Source organism: Chitinophaga sp. CCNWYY40, assembly GCF_037483205.1.
GTDB lineage: Bacteria > Bacteroidota > Bacteroidia > Chitinophagales > Chitinophagaceae > Chitinophaga > Chitinophaga ginsengisegetis.
In genome coordinates this window covers 1,089,831-1,109,015 of sequence record NZ_JBBHLF010000001.1, presented here as the reverse complement: position 1 = coordinate 1,109,015, position 19,185 = coordinate 1,089,831, and the positions used below count along the sequence as shown (strand labels likewise).

The following is a 19,185-nucleotide window of genomic DNA, read 5'->3' as shown; positions in this document are numbered from 1 at the left end:
TATCAGGCCATCAATCCCGGGATTACCTTGCCAGCCACGTCTGTGAGGCGGTAGCGGCGTCCCTGGTGTTTAAAAGTTAATTTCTCGTGATCCAGTCCCATCAGGTGTAAAATGGTGGCATGGAAATCATGCACGTGTACCGGGTCTTTCACAATATTGTATCCGAATTCATCTGTTTCACCGTATACGATGCCGGGTTTTACGCCACCGCCGGCCATCCAGATGGAGAAGCAGCGCGGATGGTGATCGCGGCCATAATTATCGGCGGTCATTTTACCCTGGCAATAGTTGGTTCTGCCAAATTCGCCGCCCCATATCACCAGCGTTTCATCGAGTAAACCCCGTTGCTTCAGATCGGTGATCAATGCTGCGGAGGCGCGGTCTACGTCCTTTGCCTGTCCGGCCATTTCATTAGGCAGGTTGCCATGCTGATCCCAGCCCTGGTGGTATAGCTGGATAAAGCGCACGCCGCTTTCAGAGAGCTTCCTGGACAACAGGCAGTTAGCGGCAAAAGTGCCGGGCACCAAGCAATCCGGTCCATACAGCTTAATGATATCATCTGATTCTTTAGAGAGATCAGTGAGTTCGGGAACGGCCGTTTGCATGCGGTAGGCCATTTCGTACTGCTGGATCTTGGTATTGATTTCCGGGTCGCCAAATTCTTTATACGACTGATCATTCAATGCGGCCAGCTGATCCAGCATCTGGCGGCGATTGGCCATATCAATGCCTTCGGGGTTATTCAGGTACAGCACGGGGCTTTCACCGCTGCTGAACTGAACACCCTGGTGAATGCTGTCTAAAAATCCGTTGGACCACAACTTGGAGTATACGCCTTGACCGTTTCCTTTACCTCTCGACAGCAGCACACAAAATGCAGGCAGGTTTTTATTTTCACTACCGAGGCCATAGCTCATCCAGGAGCCAAAGCTGGCGCGGTTGCCCTGTTGCGCCCCTGTCTGGAAAAAGGTAAGGGCCGGATCATGGTTGATCGCTTCCGTAAACATGGAACGTACAATACAAATGTCGTCCACTATTTTAGCGGTGTGTGGAAACAGATCGCTGATCCAGGCGCGTGCTTCGCCGTACTGGTGAAAATCGTAGTGCGAGCCTACCAGCGGGAAAGACGACTGCCCGGAGGTCATGCCTGTTAAACGCTGTCCCATACGGATAGATGCCGGTAGTTCCTGCCCCATCATTTCCCGTAGTTTGGGTTTGTAGTCGAAGCTCTCCAGTTGTGAAGGCGCTCCGTTCTGGAACAGGTAGATCACCCTTTTTGCTTTGGGTGCAAAGTGCGGCATGCCGGGAATAAAAGGCGCCTCCTCCCCACTGTTTTTTCCAAAGAGGTCAGGTACCAGCAATGAACCCAGTGCGAGGCTACCCACGCCAAGACTCAGGCGCGACAGGAACTTGCGGCGGTTCATATTCAGGTGGTGTTCTATGAATTCGTTTTTCATCGTCCTTTATTATGCGTGACTTTACGTTTTTGAAAGCGTTTCCTCCAGGTTATAGATGGTGGTGATCACCTGCATCATGGCTGCCCATGAAGCATTATCGAGGTGTTGTGCCATCGGGTATTCGCCGTGTTGCAGCAGCTTTGCTGCGCTGGCCGGCTGTTGTTTGTACAGCTGCTGTTGCTGCTCATAATACTTCTCCAGCAAGGTTAGTTCCTGTGGTTGCGGTGTGCGGCAAACAATTAAACGGAACGCCTGTTGAATATTCCTGGAGGTATTATTATCTTTTTGCAGTAGCCGGGAAGCCAGTACCCTGGAGGCTTCCAGCACAGTAGGATCATTGAGCATGATGAGCGCCTGCAGCGGCGTATTGGTGCTGGCGCGTTTCACTTCGCACTGATCACGGTTGCTGGCGTCAAAGATCATCATGGATGGCGGCGGTACCGTACGTTTGATGAAGGTGTATAACCCTCTGCGGTACAGGCTTTCGCCATGATCCTGTTTATAGCTGGCCAAAATTCCCCTGCCGGAAGTAGCCATTTCCCATAAGCCTTTAGGTTGATAAGGTTTTACACTGGGGCCGCCGATTACAGGTACCAGCAGGCCACTGCTTTTCAGTACCAGGTCGCGCACGCCTTCTGCGGGTAGGCGGAACCGTGGCCCTCGGGAGAGATAAATATTTTCAGGATCGGCTTTTAGTTTGTCTTTGGAAACAGCGGCCGATTGCCGGTAGGTGGTGGTCATCACCATTTGTTTCATGAGGCGTTTTATATTCCAGCCATGCTGCATAAAGTCCACCGCGAGCCAGTCGAGCAGTTGCGGATTGGTAGGCAAATCTCCTTGCATCCCGAAGTCGCCGGTGCTTTTCACGATGCCCCTTCCAAATATTTCCTGCCATTGCTGGTTAACGAAAACCCTTGCGGTGAGCGGGTTCCGTTTATCGAACAGCCAGTTAGCCAGTCCGAGGCGGTTGGCCGGGTATTGTTTCACATCAAACGGCAACACCGCATGTGGTGTTTCCGGCTGCACTTCCAGCGTAGGGTTGTCATAGTTACCACGGCCAAGGATATACGTTTTCCGGGTAGTATCCCTTTCGCCCATTACGGATACGATCAACCTGTTGCTGTCCTGTTTATTAATAAATTTCAGCACGCCATTGAGATCTTCTTTCGTGATCTCCATGTAAGGCGTTTTGGCGTAGGTTTCCGGGCCGCCGACTACGGATTGCAGTCCTACTTCCTTTACGTTATTAAAGAAGGCGAAAAGTTCATAGTATTCTTTTTGTGAGAACGGATCATACTTGTGATCATGACAGTGGGCGCATTCGATGGTGATACCGAGCATGCTTTTACCAAATGTGTTGGTGCGGTCGGAAACATACTCTATACGGTATTCCTCATCTATTACACCGCCTTCTTCCGTGATTTTATGATTGCGGTTAAAGCCGGACGCCAGCAGTTGTTCGCGGGTGGCGCCGGGGATCATGTCTCCGGCAATCTGCCAGGTAATAAAATCTTTGTAAGACAGATTTTCATTGAATGCGTGGATCACCCAATCACGCCAGGGCCACATGGTGCGGTAGTTATCGTCCTGATAGCCGTGCGAATCAGCATAACGAGCCACATCCATCCAGTGTACCGCCATCTTTTCGCCATAGGCGCTGTCCTGCAGCAGTTCATCTACCATGCGTTCGTAACCCACGTCGCTGGTGTCTTTGGCAAAGCGTTCCATTCTTTCAGGAGATGGAGGCAAGCCGGTAAGGTCGAGGCAAAGGCGTTTGAGCAGTCTTTCATGATCCGCTGCCGGGTTGGGTTCCAGCCCTTTTTCCTCCATACGGGCTAATACAAAATGGTCTATTTCGTTGCGTGCCCATTTCTCTTTGTTCACTTTGGGCAGTGCGGGTGTTACCGGCGCCACGAAGGCCCAGTGCGGTTTATACTTTGCGCCTTGTTTGATCCATTTTTCAATCAGTTTTACTTCGTAGTTGCTGAGCGACATATTGGAGGATGGCGGCGGCATGCGCATCGAAGTATCTGTGGTGCTAATGCGCTGATACAATACAGAAGCCATAGGGTTGCCGGGTACCAGCGCGTGTGCGCCCGGTGTTTCACGCAGCGCTTTATAGGCACTGTCGGCAATATCGAGGCGCAGACCGGCTTCCCGTTTATTGGCGTCCGGACCGTGGCAGGCATAGCACTTATCTGACAAGATAGGGCGGATGTCAAAATTGTAGTCTACAATTTCAGGTAATTTCTCCTGCTGATTACCAGGTGTATCGCCATTGTTACACGCGTATAAAAAGGCAAGAGAGCAGATGGTGAGTCTGACACAACGTTGGAACATAATTTTCTTCAATTAATTGTGCACTGTACTTGTACGACGGGGAGGCCCGTCAATCATTACTATAGCTATCTGGTTGTTAATAATGGTAAATATCGGGTATAATAACACGCCATTTTGATAGTATTTTGCTACATGATGGTAGTTTATTAGCATTATGTATATACATACCTACAAATTAATCATGATGAGGGTGGGAACATGATTTTAAACCGGTTTTAACCAGGGTAGTTAACCCGGTTTTGCTTTTTTACAGCAATGAAACGTCCGCTGTTATTTTTAAGTCAGGTAGGTTAAAGGGGTATTTGCCGAAGTCTTTCAGTTTTACAATGCCACAGTATTTTCCATGATGGCTCACAGAAACCGGCATACTCCTGCCATCCTCACGGTGAAGGATATACGGTATTCCATTATCATCTTTATAAAATAATTCCTGTGAAGAAAGTACTTCCTGCATAAAATCTGCATAGTTTTCACCAGCAGCCTGTTTTGTAAATACGGCCGCGTGTTGCATCAGCCGGGGGTTTTCGGCCGCATAGGTATGGATACAATGATCCGTAACAAAACTCTGATAACAATAGGTATGTTGATCATATAACACGGCGCCGGTATAGCACCCGGTTGAAGTAACGTCCTGTTCTACCTGGCAGGAAAACCTTTGCGGGGTATACCGCCTTTCGCGGGTATTACGATGCACTATTTTATACACCGCTTCCTTGCAGCTCCACAGCAACCAGGTGAATACCGCCGGGGTGGCGGCCTCCCGGATCATCCTGATTTCCTCCGGCAGGAACAATTTCTCCAGGAAGCCTTTGCGATCAATACGGCTTTCGGTGGCAGCAGCCCGGAGATCTATAATGTCGTTGCCGATCATTTTTCATTCAGCTTTGCTTCCACGATATCGAGGGCAGCCTGCACGTTGAGCATACGTTCCATTTCTTCGTTCTGGATTACGATATCGTATTTCTCTTCTACATCCAGTACCACGTCTACCAGGTTGGCAGAATTAATTTTGAGGTCATTGATAAAATCGGTGGAAGTATTGATGGTTGCCAGCGCTTCCTGATTCTTAGCGTAGGGCCTTACTATTTCTCTCAACTGCTCAATGAATGTTTCTTTGTCCATATTATTTTGTTTAAGGTTGCAGGTATTTTTGCAGAATAATACAAGCGTTTACATCTCCAAAACCAAAACTCGCTTTCGCTGCTAAATTTATGTCTTTATACAATAGCTGTTCCGGAATTCTTTCCCGGTCTACCAGTGCCTGAATATCAGGGTGAAGATCTTCGCAGTTGATATTGGGAGATACAAATCCTTCCTTCAGCTGCAATGCCACCGCTACCAGTTCGATACTTCCGGAGGCGCTGAGACAATGCCCCACCATCGATTTCAGCGCATTGATATAAGGGAAGTTTCTCCCGTTGCGCTGAAGGGCGGTACACCAGTTGGCTATTTCCTCTGCATCTTTTCCGGTGGCGGTAAGGTGACCGTTGATCAGGTCAATATCAGCGGCCTGCACACCTGCCTGTTGAAGGGCCGCTGTAATGCAACGCTGCACGGCAACCGGATTGGGGGCCGTCATACTGCCACCGTTCCGTTGCCCGCCGGAATTAATATTGCCGCCCAATACCTCTGCATAGATAGTAGCACCGCGTTCCAGTGCGCTATCCAGCGATTCCAGTACCAGCGCCCCTGCCCCGCTGCCGGGAACAATACCGCTTGCGGTAGCGCTCATGGGCCGGGAACCTGCTTCCGGGCGTTCGTTGAATTTAAAGGTGCTTACTTTCATGGCATCGAAGCCACCCCAGATGTAAGGACCACTATCGCTGGTACTGCCAGCCAGTATACGTTTAGCATGACCGTATTTAATCCGCTCATAAGCCATCAGTACACTTTCTGCGCCGGTGGTACAGGCAGAGGAATTGGTGGTTACCTGGTTGCCGAGCCCCAGTTTCCCACCGAGGAAAGCGCTGATGCCGCTGGTCATGGTTTGCGTAACTGCGGTGCTGCCTAAACGACGCACCTGTAGTTCATCTACCTTATAAACGGATTCGCGGAATTTATCCACGCCGGAAGTACCGGCGCCGAAAATGGTGCCGCTGTCCCAGTCGGGGGTTTCCGGTGCAATGGCTAAACCAGCATCAGCCCATGCCTGCATGCCGGCTATTACGCCGTAGATGATACCGGAACTACTCAGCTGCTTTAGTTCCAGCTCTTCAAAATACTGCTGTTGCAAACTTTCCGGCACATCCGGCTTACCTGCAATCTGGCAGGAAAATTTCAGCGCGGCCAGTTGTTCATCATAACGGATACCGGATATACCTTTTTTGATCGCTTCGCTGAAAGCGGCGATGCCGGTGCCGTTTGGCGCTACTACTCCTAAACCTGTTATGACAACCCTGTTATTCATTTTTACTATTGATGATCATGCCGGCCATCGTTCCATCACAGACTAACGCACCGGCAGCGTTATATAATGCCACGCGGCATTTTAACTTGTTAAAGCGGAAATATATTTTCGTGGCCTGCGCCTTCACCGTTTCACCGGGCGCCACAGGCAAGTAAAAGTCGATGTGGGCAGAGGTCATGGCTACCGTGGGTAACTGCTCCTGTATCTCATCTCTCAAAAGATAAATACCCAGGCAGGCCAGCCCTGTTTGCGCCATTACCTCTGTAAGCAATACGCCCGGCGTAACAGGAAGCCCTTTAAAGTGGCCCTTATAGCAAGGCATATCTGCGTGAAAGGTATATATACCCGTTACCTTTTCTTCATCGATATATTCCAGTTCATCCACAAACAGGAAAGGCGGTGCATATGGTAAATGCTGCAGGATCTCTTCTTTTGTCATACGCTAATGAATATGTGTTCCTCCGTCTACCGGTATAATGGCGCCATTGATCCAGGCGGCTTCATCTTTGCACAGCAGGTATACTACATTCGCAACGTCTTCCGGGGTGGTAAGCTGCCGGAAAGGATTCCTTTCCCGGCTGTATTCCAGCAATGCTTCGCTGCCCGGAATTTTCCGCAACGATGCCGTGTCGGTAACCCCGGCGCGGATGCAGTTGGCCCGGATGCCATGCGGCGCAAATTCCAGCGCTATGCTCCGGGTAATGGATTCCAGCGCCGCTTTCGCAGCAGATACTGCTGCATAGTGCGCCATTGCTTTATAACTACCATCGCTTGTAAAAGAAAGGATACGTGCATCTGTGGCGAACAGTTGCCTGTGCAGGATATCGGCCGACCATTCGTATAAGCTCACCGCCATATGGCCGATGGTGGTATTGAAATCGTCTGCCTCCAGATCTGGTAACGCTTTGAGGTTGCCCCTCGCAATACTGTGCAGCAGGCAGCGGATACGGCCCGTGCCCATCGCTTCCTGTAACTGCTGCAAAATGTCTGCACGTTTTTCCGTGTTAAGTACATCGGTGTTAAAGGTCAGCAATTGCACGCCCTGTGACCTGATTTCCTCAAACTGCTGTTGGATCTCTGCCAGTTCCACGCGGGTATTGCGGTGCACAATACAAATGTTCATGCCATGCGCCGCCAGCTTACGTGCCGATGCCAGTCCAAGCCCGCTGCTGCCTCCCAATATTAATGCCCAGTAAGATGTAAACTCTGTTACCATTGTAATAATATTCTTTGTGCGGAAAAGCCCGGGCCGAAGCTCAGCATCAGTCCTTTATCGCCTTTGGGCAACGACTGCTCCATAAACCTTTCCAATACATATAACACCGTAGCGCTGGACATGTTGCCATACGACCGCAGAATTTCTTTGGTATCGTCCAGTTTCTTTCCCATAGTGCGGAACAGTTCTTCCACGAGGGTAATGATCTTTTTTCCGCCGGGATGAAAAATGAGATGGTCGATATCTTCGATAGTAAGATTATTTTTTGCCAGGAAAGGATGTACGATATCGCCGAAGTGCGCTTCTATTTTTTCAGGTACTTCTATATCCAGCACCATTTTTAAACCGGTGTTGGAGAGATGGAATCCCATCAGGTATTCCGCATCATAGAAGTGATACATTTCTTCCGCGATAATTTCCGGACCGGGATCCTGCTCATGTGAAGAGAGGATCGCGCAGGCGGCTCCATCGCCGAAGATGGCTGCGCTGACGATATTGGCCATCGAAAAATCGTCGAGCTGGAACGTAGCGGTAGGCGACTCCACTGCTATTACCGCTGCTCTTTTACCGGGGTTGGCTTCCAGCATTTTTTTGGCATAGATGATCCCCGAAACTCCCGCGGCACAACCCATCTCCGTAACGGGCAGGCGTACAATATCCTGGCGCAGCTGTAATTCATTGATCAGGTATGCATCCAGGGAAGGGATCATGATGCCGGTGCAGCTCACGGTGATGATATAGTCGAGATCTGTTCCTTTCAAACCGGCTTTATCCAGCGCGCTTTGCAGGCAGGTGCGGCCCAGGGCAATCATCTCCCGCTGGTAGATATTATTTTTATCTTCAAAAGAAGTACTGGTAAATACTTCTTCAGGTCCCATAATAGAATAGCGTTTATCCACGCCGGCGTTTTCAAAAATCTTGATCACCTTGCGGATAAATCTTTCTTCCTGGCCCTGGAGCCATAAGGATAAGTAAGGGATAATTTCAGCGGTGGTTCTTGAGTAAGGCGGTAGTGCTTTTGTGACAGTCTGAATTTTAACGCTCATAGTTTATTGATTATCCATTGATACCGGAACGCCCATTTCCATTTGAGAGAATACTGATCAATATTAAGTTCAGCCGATAAATGTTGTAATTCTTTCTTTTTAAATCCCCGGAGAATGGATACCAGTCCATCTTCCCTGACCATATTATTTAAATTAAACACAAAGCATACCAGTTGAAACAGGCGGTATGCCAATGCGCTGCGGTGCAGGTCATTAACGACTACTCCTTTCCCTGCCTGCCGGTAAAAGACTTTCATCAGCTCCCGGATTTCTGCTTCTTTAAAGTGATGCAGCGTAAGCGTGCATAAAATAATATCATAGCGTTGCTCCCGGAAGGCCGGCTGCGTAATATCCTGGCAATAATACTCAATGTGCGGATAATCTTTTGATAAATTCCGTGCATGCGTTACCGTAGCCTGGTTGGCATCAATGCCCGTAAGTTTTATTTTTCTTTGGGAAGAAAAAGTATCCGACAGTTGCCGCAGCATATCACCATTGCCGCAGCCGATATCCACGATGGTAATTTCCTCGCTGGCGGGAATATTTTTGATGAGGGCCGCTACCCCTTTGCGGGTGATACGGTTGCCTCCCAGTAAGAAATTGATTTGTGCTATTTTATCCAGCGTAGCCTTCAGCAGATCACCGTCCATACTGAAATCGTCCATGATTTCGGTAGCCTGGCTCCGGTGCCGGGTTTTTACACGCATTCCGGTACGGCATTTAACGGTTTCCCATGCGTGCGCCTGATGATTCCCGGCAGCAGGCCGGGGAAGAGGATCAGTCCTTTCATCATGGTAGCGGAAAGTTTCTCATTGCGGAACAACCGGGATAATACACGGCCGGTGCGCATACGGCCACTGAACATTTTGTTCCAGGCTTTCGTATAATTCTGCTCCATCAATAAACGGTTACGCGTGGCGGCTGAAAAATATTCCAGCACCTTATCGGAGGCTATCTGCGCGCTTTGTATGGCCATCGCCATACCGTTGCCGCAAAGCGGGTGAATAAGCCCCGCGGTATCACCAATCATCAGGATGTGATTCAGTACCTTTTCTTTATCTGTAAAAGATACCTGGCTGATGGTTAAAGGTTTATCGAACAAGGCGGTGCTGTTTTCAAAGATATCCTTCAGATGCTGATTACGATACAACACCTGCTCGCGGTGTGATTCTATCTGCTTAAAATTTTTAAAACTCTCATAGCTCACCAGGTAGCAGATATTCAGGATATCATCTTCTACTTTTGATACGCCGCAATATCCGCCGTCGAAATTATGAAGCCCAACAGTATCGGCCGGGAAGTTGCCACGGTAGTGCGATTTCACGGCCAGCCAGGGCGATTTTTCATTAAAGAACGGACGGGCAAGTTTTCCATCAAGCGCAGCTCTTTTGCCATAGGCGCCCAACACCACCGGCGCTGAAAAAACGCCATAGCTGTTGGTATCAATGAAAAAACGGTCGTTTTCAAATACCACGTTGGTAACGGTATCCTCAATTAACTCCACCCCGTTTTCGATCATTGTTTGCATCAGGAACTGGTCGAACGTATACCGGCTTACACCAAACCCTCCCAATGGAAGCGGTGTTTCCAGCGTTTTGCCATAATGATCTGAAATAATTAACCGGTTGATCCGGGAAGGATGCAATACCGAAGGATCTGCCCCGAGCGACTGCAGATAAGGTAATACTTCATTGGAAACATACTCCCCGCATACCTTGTGCGAAGGGTATTTACTTTTTTCGATCACGGTTACCTGTAATCCTGCTTTCGATAAATGAATAGCACTGGTGAGGCCCGACAGGCCCCCACCGATAATAATAACATCTCTTGAACCCATAACCCCTATGGTTAAAACAATAACAAGCTCCGACACAAAGAAGGTAGCCTACCCCAATATAATGAATTTATAGTTGATTTTACTTTCGCTAAGATCAGAATATTCTTTATAAATCATGGTCTTATAAAACTTAACATTGCCAATATTATTTAATTGTTAATTTTGAATATAATATATTTTGTAAATAAATAATGCTCCATGACTGATTCGAGTAAACCAACCGGCAAGCATCTTAAAAAAGAAGCTGGTGTAAAAGTAGCCGAAGTATTAACCGCATTAAGCGATTTAAAAGAGAAGCTGGGAGAGAAGAAATTTCTCCGGAATGTAAAAAAGGCCACTAAAGCGATGATAGCAGGACTAACAGATAAACCAAAAGGACCTGCCAAGCCGAAGAAGAAAGCTGCAGCTGAGAAAGCCGCTGCGCCCAAAGCCAAAGCCAATACTCCCAAAGCCGCCGACAAAAAAGTGACGCCTAAGAAAGCTGCTCCCAAGAAAACTGCCGCTAAAAAAGCTTAATCCTGCATCTGTAATTCCTGTGAGTGTCTTTATTGTTCCTGGTTGCAGGAATCAGTATTGTCATGTCCTCAACCGGACAATAGAGATACTTACAGGTCCGGCGTTTTATCCCTTACATACCGGTTAACGTCGTATCCTTTGTCGTCCCATATCATGCCTTTCACCACCAGCGCTTCATGATGGAACCCCGTTTTAATCAGCACCTTTTCAGAGGCTTCGTTGCCGGGTAATACATCTGCCACGATCTTTTTCAGATCCAGTGCGGAGAAACAATACTGTACCACCGCCTCAATAGCTTCGGCCATGAAGCCTTTACCCCAGTATTCCTGTACCAGCGCAAATACCAGCGGCACCGTATCTGCCGTTTCATAATTATTGAAACCGATAAACCCGATCAGCGCTGTTTTTTCTTCCAGGGCAATGCCCCAGCGGATCCCCTGCTTATCAGCAAAACGTTTTTTAAAAAGATCGATGACCGGTCGGACATTGGCCACTTCATTCAGCGGTATTACATGATAGTAGCGGGTTACCCGTTTATCTGTCAGCAGGTAAAACAAATCCGGCTGATGCGAATGCTCAATTTCAATCAGGTGAAGACGCGGCGTAGACAGGACGGGAAATATATCCGGCAGTAAACTCATATGCTGGTTGGGTCGTTTTAATAAACCCAATATAAAAACAATTGCGCCACACAACCAAAAATGTTATTCCTGCCAGTCAAAAAAAAGTATCTTGTTTTCAAAATTTATTCCACGACATGTTAGCATTCACTCAGCGTCCGGCGGCAGCATTGCTGGCTGCAGGCATTAGTTTGTGGGCGATGACCGCCCGCTCCCAATCACCCTCCTTCAACGAAAAAGGCATTACCCGGCCTGCGTTAGAACATTACCTGGATCATGCGGTTACCATGACTGAATTTCTTTCGGTAGATCCTTACGCCTCCGATGCGCCTTATCCGCACAAAGAAGACGACATCCGCCTGATCAGGAACATCGGGGCAAAGTTTATAGGCCGCGCTATATACCGCTGGGGCGGGGAATCGGTACTCAACAACAAAGATTTTCTTAGTCGCGCCAAACAGCTGGTACAGGAAGTGCATAAAAATGATCCGGAAGTAATTTTCCAGGCTGCCCTGTTTGAGCAGATCAGCGAACAGGTAAACACGATTCCTGTTCCGGCGTGGGCATTCAAAGCATTAGGGTTACCGGCGGAAGACCGGCATTTCCGGTACACCAGCATGCTCAACACAAAAGGTAAACTGGTAGATCACTGGAGTAAAGGCAACAGCGTACCGGACATTACGCGCGTGGAAACGCAGCTGTGGTTTATGTTCCTGGCGGGCACCTACATGGAAGTGGGCTGCGAAGCGTTGCATCTCGGACAAATTGCCCTGATAGGCATGGAAGATCCACAACTGACGGAATGGGCCGCCTTCCTGGAAAAATTACGAGCCTATGCAAAAGATCACACCCGCCATCACTGGGTATTGCTCGATGCACATACGCCATCAGGTGGTATGGTAGTCAATGGTAAAAGCTTACTGGATTTTAACTCGTTCCCGCTGCGGATAAAATCCGTGCCGGCGCATCCGCACGAAGGTATTTTGGAAGTAGGTTTTACGGATGCCCTTTTCGGGAGAAGCAAAGGCGGTATTACTCCCAGTGGCTGGAAAGCCGCGTCAATGCCTTACCTGGTGGAGTTGGATAATTTTGGTATCAGCGATCATCCGGGTGTGCCGGATACCACTACCATTTATCCGTGGGGCTTTGATGAAATCAGCTGGTTTTATCAGCAACCGGAACAATACCGGAACAACTGGCTGCGATATGCGCACCAATGGGTAGCAGGTCATGACGCCAGTGGTCATTTGCAGATGCCAGTTACCCGTGTAGTTACTTTGGGCCGGAAAAAACCAAGACTGAAATACCGGGCCAATACCCGCTCTGCGCAATGTCCGGATGGGATGAACGATGAGGCGACAATCAAATCCATCTGGCAGGCGGCTGATGCCAGGAAGAAGTAGGGACTATCACCGGTTATCTTTCTTCCAAAAGATAACCGGTAACTCTTTTATTTCTGTTTCACCAGTTTCATCACTTCAAAGCCGGTTACAACAGCGGAAGATTCTACCTGGTTAAGATTTAGTGTCAGCAACAGCGTATCTGCACTCCAGGAAATTTTTCCACCCGCAGCCTGTACTTCAACGGTACCACCGCCATAGGAAGGGGTTTCCATTACACCCGCGCTGAAATAAATAGAATCTGCTCCTACCAGTTTATAGGGGTTGGAAGCATTATACGGATCCATCGCCATCTGGAAAGGCATTTGCAGATCAGTGATCAGCTCTCCGTTCATGTACAGCACATTCCTGATAACTGCATCGATAGAATAGCTCATGCCTGTTATCTTGAAAGTACTTCCATCAATTACCACTACGCCTTTGTTATTGAAGGTGGTATAGTCGCTGTAAACAATGGCTTTGGCGCCTGATTCCGATATGCTGCTAACGCTGTTTACCCGAACGCCTGCAAAGTTCCAGGTGCCTTCAATTTTATTATTGCCTGTTACAGGTGGTGTGGTGGGCGGTGGTGTGGTAGGGGTAACGTTATCCGGGCCGGCCATTTCGAGGCTTCCGCAGGCAACGAGTGTTGTGGCAAAAACTGCCAGCAGCATCAGGGATCTGTAGGTATTCATCTTCATAAGTTTAAAACACAGGGATAATGGGCGTAAAGTTACCATCAATTGACGAACGAGTTTCATCAATCTTTCATCAAGTTATCATGAAACGGGTTGCCGCATTCTCATTTCTTCAAAGAAGGGGGTACGTCTTTCTTCCACGCATTTCGCTGCATACAGGTACAGTGCGGCGCTCCAGGTTTGCCACTCCTGCCCTTTTGCTGTACCATCCTGTGCTTTCAGCCATTCATTGAAACCGTAATCCACTGTTCCACTGTTGGAAATAGTAATTATCCTGGTGAGTTCCAGCAGTTTCTCTTCTGCCAGCCGGTACTTCTTTGCGGCCACCAATGCGGCTATATAAAAGCCACAGATGAAAGGCCAGATGCCACCGTTATGGTATTCTCCGGGGAGATTAAAAAAAGTGTAACGTTCGTGCCAGTCGTTGTCGCCCGGTTTCGTATAGGGGAAGAAGTTAGGCGGCAGTTTTACAGCCAGCTGGTTGTTTTTTATCAGCTCTGCACATTCATCTTCAATCCATGATACCATTTCCGCGGCCCTTGTGGGCGCTGCAATGCCGGAGAGTATAGCCAGGCTGTTGCCCAGCAGATCAAACCGTTCGCTGCTCAGTACTTTGTAGGACCACATGGCATAGTAGGGTTTGTGTTTCACTACCAATCCTTCGTGCACATGCCGGTGCTGTACACCACCGGTAATGGTGAATCTTCCCATTGCCTGCCGTACTTTCTCCGCGCGTTCATGATGCCCGAGGATACGGAGATAACTATACACAAGCGTGTTTACAAACAGTCCGTACCCAAGCACCCATTGTTCATCGCGCCAGTCGCTGGTAGGCTGTTGCGCCACCAGGTAACGGTCCGAGGGACTTTGATATTCCATCCACTGCAGCGATCTGTTCACTGCTTCTTCGAGGAACTGTTCATTTCCTGACAGCTTACGATACATACCTGTCACGAGCAGGAAGAGCGGCGTGCTGTCGCTGGCGCCCAGGTCTTGTTTGTCGTGTACGAGAGAAGAAATATGTCCGTGTGGGGTTTGATTTTTCGCCAGTGTTTCCAGTACTTTCCGGATGCTGTTGATCAGCACCTGGTTGCCGGTTACGCCCACGCCAAAAAACGACAGGAGAAGATCTCTCGTGTATGGTTCAGGGTATCCCCATCCCGCAGTGCGGGGGAGGCCGTGAAAAGGACCGTTTACATTATGCAGCAAAACCTTCAGGGCGGCGTCCCTGGCTGCATTGATGGTTAACCAGGAGGAAGCTTTCATGTTTAACGGATATTAAGTTTTTCATGCATCAGCTGCACAAACTGCCTTGCTATAACCCGGTAATCAAAATTTGCTACTACTCTTTTCCTTGCAGCTTTTCCTAACTGTTCCCTGTAGGTGGCATCTGTCATTAACCGTTGCAAATGCCGCCTGATATCATTTATATCTGCGCGGTAGTCGACCGTGCGGGGCGTGGAAAACACCACTTTGTGATCTGCTTCAAAACCCGACTCTTTGCCCAGCACGACTTCGTTCACCACAATTTTTTCTGCCACACCGGCCAGCAGTGCGGTTTCTCCATCTACCAGCGTATCCAGCATTCCCATTGCGCGAATGCCGATTACCGGTTTTTCGCAGGCGCCTGCTTCTATCTGCGGCATTCCGAAACCTTCCAGCCGTGAAGGGGCCACATAAATATCGCAGGCATTGATGAGATAAGGCATCTCCTCTCTTGATACAATGCTGGTGATATATTGTACCCTGCCGTTCAGCCCGAGTTCTTCAGCCAACTCCAGGTCCGCTTTGTTTTGTATGCTGGTGCGTGGTTGCGGCCATACTTTGCAGATATATTTCCAGTTGTCCGGCACTTCGCCGCTTAACTGCGACAGCGCCTGCATCACTTCCCTGGCGCCTTTTGAGCAGGCGTCACCACCTATGGTGAGGAGCATCAGCTCATCCGGCGCTACGCCCATTGACTCCCGCATGGCTTTCACCCGCGGATGATCTTTTGGCAGCGGTATGAACCTGTCGGTATTGCAGCCAACCGGCAGCACGGCTATTTTATCACCGTTGATGCCATCGCGTATATACATTTCCTTTACCCACTGCGAGGTAACGAGGATCAGCGGCAGCTCATTCAGCACTTCCTGGTAGTTGGCGATATATCCATCGGCCACCAGCCAGGGAACCGGCTGCATGCCAAACCGCTGCGGATGCAGAACCAGCTGTGGACAATATCCCCAATAGCCCACGCCCACCACCACATCCGGCTTAAACGAACTGTAATACCATTCCTTTTCCAGCGGTGAGTCGTAATGTACCGCCAGCGCATTTACACCTATTTCCAGCAAACCGTGGTACAATAAATTTCCTTGTGTTGCCAGTCCCCCGGGCGCCGGCGGATAATCAAATAACAAAAGTACTTTCATAATTCAAACGGTAAACTGTTGAGCCACTGATGGGCTTCCCCGCTGTTATTAAAACACCAGAACGATTCCGCCAAAGGCGTGGTGGCTGCTTCCCAGCTATCGACCTTAAATCCATACGTTTGCGTGATCACCTCATATTTCTGTTGCCAGATATCTTTATCCAGCACATGATAAATAGTTGCTTCAGGAATAGCTTCCGGGAAATAGGACTTTAATCCATCTTCATAAGCAAAGGCCCAGAGCTCATCGGCGGTGATCCTGCCTTGTTGCCATAGCCGGATCACCGCGCCGCTTACTTCTTCGTGGCGGAGATGCCGGGTATATTCCCCTCGTGGGTGATGGGTGATGACCAGATCGTAATGCTGTACCGGCAACAGGGCAAGCACCTGGTTTTCCACCACCTCTTCCGGAAGTGGCGTTTGTTCCGGGCCATCGTCCATATCTCCCATCACACCCTGTGCTCCGTACAATTGTAGTGCCTTAAAAAATTTAGGGGCCCTGTCTGTGTCACCGGCGCGGCACAGGCTGATGATAGTCCAGTTCCACTGCGGATGAAACAGGATAGTGCCTCCGGCCCACAGCGTTTCATCATCGGGATGGGCTACAATAACGGCAACGGACTTTCTTTTTGTTACTTGAGGGTTTTCTTCGTTCATATTCATAACATTTAACGGGCAGGTTAAGAGGGTTCTTAAAGTTAACAAATCCAAAGCAGCTACCCATCACTAAAAATTATCCATTCCGGAGAATATTTATCATCTTACATAAAAATTTTACGGAAACATCATGAAAAAACTGGTAGCATTATCCGCTTTCATAGCGATGAGTATGGGACTAAAAGCACAAACTATGCAATGGTATAACACTCCTCAGAAATGGTCCGCAGATCATAACAAGATAAATGTGACCGTTGACCCCGGTACCGACTACTGGCAGGTAACGCACTACGGCTTCATCCGCGATAATGGCCCTTTCTATTTCCAGGAACAGGAAGGCGATTTTACCGCTACAGTAAAAATCACCGGTCATTATAAAGAGCTGTTTCATCAGGCTGGTCTGATGATCCGCAAGGATGCCAAAAACTGGATTAAAACCGGTATCGAATATGTAGACGGCGTACAAAACGTAAGCGCCGTAGTAACCCGTGAAGTATCCGACTGGTCTGTAGTTCCGCGTCACGACAGCCCCAAAAGCATGTGGCTGAAATTACTGCGTAAAGGAGATTATGTACAGATTGAGTATTCTTTTGATAATAAGAAATTTGATATGCTGCGACTGGCGTATTTTCCTCCCGGCGGTAAAGTGCAGATAGGACCTGTGGCCGCAGCACCGGGGAAGTTGCCGTTTGATGTGGTGTTTGAAGAGTTTAAGGTGGTGGCGGAGAAGTGATTTTTTTGAGATGCGGCCGCTGAGGGCGGCCGTTATTTTATTTTGTTTATGCATATCTGGCTTTGTTATTTCTTCATTCTTCAAAAAAAAGAATACCCTATACAATTTGTAGGATAATAAAATATCTTTGACCTGCCAGGGTAAACTGCCCATCAACAGATAAACGCATGAACATGAAAATCTTTTCCGCAAACTATCTTAAAAAAACCTGGGGATTGTTACTCCTGTTCGCTGCCAACAGCTATGCGCAGCAACAACGTCCCAACATTATCTTCATCTTCTCCGACGACCATGCCTACCAGGCTATCAGCTCCTATGGCAGCAAACTGGTACAAACGCCAAATATCGACCGGATCGCCGCTCAGGGCGCCATTTTCAAAAATGCCCTCGTCACCAATTCTATTTGTGGCCCCAGCAGGGCTACCCTGCTCACGGGCAAGTATAGTCACATTAACGGCTATACGCTGAACGAGAAAAAGTTTGACGTGGAACAACAACTGTTTCCTGCCCTGCTGCAGCAAAACGGCTACCAGACAGCCTGGATCGGCAAATGGCATTTAGGCAACCTGCCAAAAGGATTCGACTACTGGCGTATCCTCAACAGCCAGGGCCAATACTATAATCCTGATATCATTAGCCCCAGCGATACTACCCGCATACAAGGCTACGTTACCAATATCATCACCGATCTCTCTGTTAACTGGATCAACAAACGCGATACGTCCAAACCCTTCTTCCTGGTAGTAGGCGAAAAAGCCACACACCGGGAATGGCTGCCGGATATCCAGGACCTCGGCGCATACGACGACAAAACATTTCTCTTGCCTGCCACTTTCAAAGATGACTACAAAAACCGCCTGGCCGCACAAAACCAGGACATGACCATTGATAAAACCATGCGCCTGAAAGAAGACCTGAAAGTGCATGCTGATTACGGAAAAGGTATCTATGGCCGGTTCACACCGGAACAGAAAAAAGCTTTTATCGATTACTATGAAAATAAGATCAGCAAAGAATTTGACGAACAAAAACTAACCGGCGATGCATTGGTGGAATGGAAATACCAACGCTACCTGAAAGATTACCTGGCCACGGCAAAATCGCTCGACAGGAACATCGGTCAGCTGCTGGACTACCTCGATAAATCAGGACTCTCAAAAAATACAGTAGTCGTATATGCCTCCGATCAGGGCTTTTATATGGGAGAACATGGCTGGTTCGATAAACGCTTTATTTACGAAGAATCACTACGCACTCCTTTCATGATCAAATACCCCGGCGTAATAAAACCCGGCACTTCCATCAATCAGCTGATGCTGAACATCGACTGGGCTCCCACTTTCCTCAACATCGCCGGCGTAAAAGTGCCTGCCGATATACAAGGCACCTCCTTTTTACCCCTGTTGAAAGCTGATGCCAAAAATGTTCCCTGGAGAAAAGAAGCCTACTACCACTATTACGAATTCCCCCAGCCCCACCACGTATATCCGCACTTCGGTATCCGTACGGAACAATACACGCTGGTGCGCTTCTACGGGGAGTCCAATAGCTGGGAACTGTACGACCTGAAGCAGGATCCGCACCAGGTGAACAATCTTTATGGCCGGAAAGGCACGGAGCAACTCACCGCCACTCTGAAAGAGCACCTGAAACAACTCATGGTTCAATATAAAGATACGGAGGCGTTGAAAATCCTCTCGCAGCAATAATCGCTGATAGCCGCCCCAGGCCCGGGCGGCTATCAAATCTTTTGACAATTAAGCCAAAAGGGCTATTTTTGAGCCCTGATTGCAGTTTTTACTGGTGATCTGCAGGCTTGAATGTGCGACTGAAAAATATTCTTTAAGTTATTGATAAAAAGAAAAT

19 protein-coding genes are annotated in these 19,185 nt (G+C 48.6%); 4 read left to right on the top strand and 15 right to left on the bottom strand.

What is annotated here, in order from left to right; all coding sequences use genetic code 11:
• Positions 1–2: 2 nt before the first annotated feature.
• From V7S65_RS04530 to V7S65_RS04485, 10 genes are all read right to left on the bottom strand, one after another.
• Positions 3–1,457 (bottom strand): DUF1501 domain-containing protein, encoded by a 1,455-nt coding sequence (locus tag V7S65_RS04530; protein ID WP_079468011.1) that lies wholly within the window; start codon positions 1,455–1,457, stop codon positions 3–5.
• Between the two features lie 21 nt (positions 1,458–1,478).
• Positions 1,479–3,797 (bottom strand): PSD1 and planctomycete cytochrome C domain-containing protein, encoded by a 2,319-nt coding sequence (locus tag V7S65_RS04525; RefSeq protein WP_336386078.1) that lies wholly within the window; start codon positions 3,795–3,797, stop codon positions 1,479–1,481.
• A 247-nt stretch (positions 3,798–4,044) separates the two neighbouring features.
• Entirely contained in the window at positions 4,045–4,668 is a 624-nt protein-coding gene (locus tag V7S65_RS04520) for a 4'-phosphopantetheinyl transferase superfamily protein (RefSeq protein ID WP_336386079.1), read from the bottom strand.
• Complete coding sequence (locus V7S65_RS04515) at positions 4,665–4,919, bottom strand: acyl carrier protein (protein ID WP_079468014.1); 255 nt, start codon at positions 4,917–4,919, stop codon at positions 4,665–4,667. The genes V7S65_RS04520 and V7S65_RS04515 overlap by 4 nt, the downstream gene beginning before the upstream one ends.
• A 10-nt stretch (positions 4,920–4,929) precedes the next feature.
• Complete coding sequence (locus V7S65_RS04510) at positions 4,930–6,204, bottom strand: beta-ketoacyl-[acyl-carrier-protein] synthase family protein (RefSeq protein WP_336386080.1); 1,275 nt, start codon at positions 6,202–6,204, stop codon at positions 4,930–4,932.
• Positions 6,197–6,643, bottom strand: a complete 447-nt coding sequence (locus V7S65_RS04505) for a 3-hydroxyacyl-ACP dehydratase FabZ family protein (RefSeq protein ID WP_336386081.1) — start codon at positions 6,641–6,643, stop codon at positions 6,197–6,199. Before V7S65_RS04505 ends, V7S65_RS04510 begins: the two co-directional genes overlap by 8 nt.
• A gap of 3 nt (positions 6,644–6,646) precedes the next feature.
• Positions 6,647–7,420 (bottom strand): SDR family oxidoreductase, encoded by a 774-nt coding sequence (locus V7S65_RS04500; RefSeq protein ID WP_336386082.1) that lies wholly within the window; start codon positions 7,418–7,420, stop codon positions 6,647–6,649.
• Positions 7,414–8,466 (bottom strand): type III polyketide synthase, encoded by a 1,053-nt coding sequence (locus V7S65_RS04495; RefSeq protein ID WP_079468018.1) that lies wholly within the window; start codon positions 8,464–8,466, stop codon positions 7,414–7,416. The genes V7S65_RS04500 and V7S65_RS04495 overlap by 7 nt, the downstream gene beginning before the upstream one ends.
• Positions 8,463–9,173 (bottom strand): methyltransferase domain-containing protein, encoded by a 711-nt coding sequence (locus V7S65_RS04490; protein WP_079468019.1) that lies wholly within the window; start codon positions 9,171–9,173, stop codon positions 8,463–8,465. The genes V7S65_RS04495 and V7S65_RS04490 overlap by 4 nt, the downstream gene beginning before the upstream one ends.
• Complete coding sequence (locus V7S65_RS04485) at positions 9,164–10,303, bottom strand: NAD(P)/FAD-dependent oxidoreductase (RefSeq protein WP_079468020.1); 1,140 nt, start codon at positions 10,301–10,303, stop codon at positions 9,164–9,166. The genes V7S65_RS04490 and V7S65_RS04485 overlap by 10 nt, the downstream gene beginning before the upstream one ends.
• 198 nt (positions 10,304–10,501) lie before the next feature.
• Between V7S65_RS04485 and V7S65_RS04480 the strand changes: the two genes are divergently transcribed.
• Complete coding sequence (locus tag V7S65_RS04480) at positions 10,502–10,819, top strand: hypothetical protein (RefSeq protein WP_336386083.1); 318 nt, start codon at positions 10,502–10,504, stop codon at positions 10,817–10,819.
• 89 nt (positions 10,820–10,908) lie between these two features.
• Here V7S65_RS04480 and V7S65_RS04475 read toward each other — a convergent pair whose 3' ends face one another.
• Positions 10,909–11,460: a GNAT family N-acetyltransferase gene (locus tag V7S65_RS04475; protein WP_336386084.1), complete on the bottom strand. Its 552-nt coding sequence runs from the start codon at positions 11,458–11,460 to the stop codon at positions 10,909–10,911.
• 116 nt (positions 11,461–11,576) lie between these two features.
• On the opposite strand from V7S65_RS04475, the gene V7S65_RS04470 reads away from it, so the two are divergent.
• Positions 11,577–12,842 carry a hypothetical protein gene (locus tag V7S65_RS04470; protein WP_336386085.1) on the top strand — a complete coding sequence of 422 codons (1,266 nt, stop codon included), beginning with the start codon at positions 11,577–11,579 and terminating at the stop codon, positions 12,840–12,842.
• A gap of 47 nt (positions 12,843–12,889) precedes the next feature.
• On the opposite strand, the gene V7S65_RS04465 is transcribed toward V7S65_RS04470, so the two are convergent.
• The 4 genes from V7S65_RS04465 to V7S65_RS04450 all read right to left on the bottom strand — a co-directional run bounded on the left by V7S65_RS04465 (position 12,890) and on the right by V7S65_RS04450 (position 16,586).
• Positions 12,890–13,513: a hypothetical protein gene (locus tag V7S65_RS04465; protein ID WP_111578724.1), complete on the bottom strand. Its 624-nt coding sequence runs from the start codon at positions 13,511–13,513 to the stop codon at positions 12,890–12,892.
• 84 nt (positions 13,514–13,597) lie between these two features.
• Positions 13,598–14,782 carry a glycoside hydrolase 100 family protein gene (locus V7S65_RS04460; protein ID WP_336386086.1) on the bottom strand — a complete coding sequence of 395 codons (1,185 nt, stop codon included), beginning with the start codon at positions 14,780–14,782 and terminating at the stop codon, positions 13,598–13,600.
• 2 nt (positions 14,783–14,784) lie between these two features.
• Positions 14,785–15,930, bottom strand: a complete 1,146-nt coding sequence (locus V7S65_RS04455) for a glycosyltransferase family 4 protein (protein ID WP_336386087.1) — start codon at positions 15,928–15,930, stop codon at positions 14,785–14,787.
• A complete protein-coding gene (locus V7S65_RS04450; RefSeq protein ID WP_336386088.1) occupies positions 15,927–16,586 on the bottom strand; it encodes a PIG-L family deacetylase in 660 nt (219 codons plus the stop codon). Before V7S65_RS04450 ends, V7S65_RS04455 begins: the two co-directional genes overlap by 4 nt.
• Before the next feature lie 130 nt (positions 16,587–16,716).
• Between V7S65_RS04450 and V7S65_RS04445 the strand changes: the two genes are divergently transcribed.
• Both V7S65_RS04445 and V7S65_RS04440 read left to right on the top strand, forming a co-directional pair.
• Positions 16,717–17,319 (top strand): DUF1349 domain-containing protein, encoded by a 603-nt coding sequence (locus tag V7S65_RS04445; RefSeq protein WP_227024582.1) that lies wholly within the window; start codon positions 16,717–16,719, stop codon positions 17,317–17,319.
• 173 nt (positions 17,320–17,492) lie between these two features.
• Positions 17,493–19,028, top strand: coding sequence for a sulfatase family protein (locus tag V7S65_RS04440; RefSeq protein ID WP_336386089.1), 1,536 nt, complete (start codon positions 17,493–17,495; stop codon positions 19,026–19,028).
• Positions 19,029–19,185 lie beyond the last annotated feature (157 nt).

Coding starts and splice junctions, on each gene's coding strand:
- V7S65_RS04515 (WP_079468014.1), bottom strand. CDS start 4,919: ATGGACAAAGAAACATTCATTGAGCAGTTGAGAGAAATAGTAAGGCCC.
- V7S65_RS04500 (WP_336386082.1), bottom strand. CDS start 7,420: ATGGTAACAGAGTTTACATCTTACTGGGCATTAATATTGGGAGGCAGC.
- V7S65_RS04505 (WP_336386081.1), bottom strand. CDS start 6,643: ATGACAAAAGAAGAGATCCTGCAGCATTTACCATATGCACCGCCTTTC.
- V7S65_RS04470 (WP_336386085.1), top strand. CDS start 11,577: ATGTTAGCATTCACTCAGCGTCCGGCGGCAGCATTGCTGGCTGCAGGC.
- V7S65_RS04445 (WP_227024582.1), top strand. CDS start 16,717: ATGAAAAAACTGGTAGCATTATCCGCTTTCATAGCGATGAGTATGGGA.
- V7S65_RS04485 (WP_079468020.1), bottom strand. CDS start 10,303: ATGGGTTCAAGAGATGTTATTATTATCGGTGGGGGCCTGTCGGGCCTC.
- V7S65_RS04475 (WP_336386084.1), bottom strand. CDS start 11,460: ATGAGTTTACTGCCGGATATATTTCCCGTCCTGTCTACGCCGCGTCTT.
- V7S65_RS04530 (WP_079468011.1), bottom strand. CDS start 1,457: ATGAAAAACGAATTCATAGAACACCACCTGAATATGAACCGCCGCAAG.
- V7S65_RS04465 (WP_111578724.1), bottom strand. CDS start 13,513: ATGAATACCTACAGATCCCTGATGCTGCTGGCAGTTTTTGCCACAACA.
- V7S65_RS04520 (WP_336386079.1), bottom strand. CDS start 4,668: ATGATCGGCAACGACATTATAGATCTCCGGGCTGCTGCCACCGAAAGC.
- V7S65_RS04455 (WP_336386087.1), bottom strand. CDS start 15,930: ATGAAAGTACTTTTGTTATTTGATTATCCGCCGGCGCCCGGGGGACTG.
- V7S65_RS04460 (WP_336386086.1), bottom strand. CDS start 14,782: ATGAAAGCTTCCTCCTGGTTAACCATCAATGCAGCCAGGGACGCCGCC.
- V7S65_RS04450 (WP_336386088.1), bottom strand. CDS start 16,586: ATGAACGAAGAAAACCCTCAAGTAACAAAAAGAAAGTCCGTTGCCGTT.
- V7S65_RS04510 (WP_336386080.1), bottom strand. CDS start 6,204: ATGAATAACAGGGTTGTCATAACAGGTTTAGGAGTAGTAGCGCCAAAC.
- V7S65_RS04495 (WP_079468018.1), bottom strand. CDS start 8,466: ATGAGCGTTAAAATTCAGACTGTCACAAAAGCACTACCGCCTTACTCA.
- V7S65_RS04440 (WP_336386089.1), top strand. CDS start 17,493: ATGAAAATCTTTTCCGCAAACTATCTTAAAAAAACCTGGGGATTGTTA.
- V7S65_RS04525 (WP_336386078.1), bottom strand. CDS start 3,797: ATGTTCCAACGTTGTGTCAGACTCACCATCTGCTCTCTTGCCTTTTTA.
- V7S65_RS04480 (WP_336386083.1), top strand. CDS start 10,502: ATGACTGATTCGAGTAAACCAACCGGCAAGCATCTTAAAAAAGAAGCT.
- V7S65_RS04490 (WP_079468019.1), bottom strand. CDS start 9,173: ATGCGTGTAAAAACCCGGCACCGGAGCCAGGCTACCGAAATCATGGAC.